The sequence below is a fragment of the Roseovarius roseus genome (assembly GCF_043355935.2).
Lineage (GTDB): Bacteria > Pseudomonadota > Alphaproteobacteria > Rhodobacterales > Rhodobacteraceae > Roseovarius > Roseovarius roseus.
Map to the genome: position 1 here is coordinate 1 of NZ_JBHFPE020000064.1, position 782 is coordinate 782.

Here is a 782-nt window from a genome sequence, read left to right on the forward strand (position 1 = left end):
TGATCAGCAGATCATAACAACTGGGTGGGTCAGATCTCGGTGACAATGCCGGGTCAGTTCTCAGTGACAATCAACAGTCGGATCGGCTGCTCGAACGCCCGGAACAAGGCTACCTGTGACAATAAACAAACGATCCCTCGGGACGAACTTGAAGAATCAGTGCTGGGGTCGCTGCGCGATCATCTAATGAACGAAGAGCTCTGCGACGTGTTCTGCGAAGAGTACGCACGGCACATGGGAGAGCTGACCAAGCGTCACAACGCATCGCTATATCAGTACGAGGCAGAGCTGCAAACGCTGCACCGCGAAAAGAAGAAGGTTGTGCAGTCCATCTTGGACGGCGTGTCGGCTGTATTCTTGAAAGATGATGCTGCGCGAATCGAGAAGCGCATGGGGCAGCTCGAAAAGCTGCTGGATGGAAAAATTGAACGCCCGTCTCTTTTTGAGCCGGGTATTGCCGCGCGCTACAAGCGCGAGGTCAAGAGGCTCATCGAGTCTCTGAACAGCTCAGAGCACCGCGAGGAAGCATCTGAGCTCATTCGATCAATGATTGAGGCAATCGTTCTGACGCCCTCGGAGGAGCGTGGTATGCCTATTATTGATCTTGTTGGCGATTTGGCGGGTATTCTGTCTGTCGCTTCCGGTCGCGACAAGCCTGCACTCACTGTTGGTTTGTCTGAGTTTAACCCAGATGAGTGCGAGGCATTGGTTGCGGGAGTAGGATTTGAACCTACGACCTTCAGGTTATGAGCCTGACGAGCTACCGGGCTGCTCCATCCCGC

The 782-nt window shown here is 54.0% G+C and carries 1 protein-coding gene; it reads left to right on the top strand.

Annotated features, from left to right (window positions below; genetic code table 11):
• Positions 1–186 precede the first annotated feature (186 nt).
• Positions 187–750 carry a hypothetical protein gene (locus tag ACEWPL_RS19470; RefSeq protein ID WP_420744412.1) on the top strand — a complete coding sequence of 188 codons (564 nt, stop codon included), beginning with the start codon at positions 187–189 and terminating at the stop codon, positions 748–750.
• Positions 751–782 lie beyond the last annotated feature (32 nt).

Coding starts and splice junctions, on each gene's coding strand:
- ACEWPL_RS19470 (WP_420744412.1), top strand. CDS start 187: ATGAACGAAGAGCTCTGCGACGTGTTCTGCGAAGAGTACGCACGGCAC.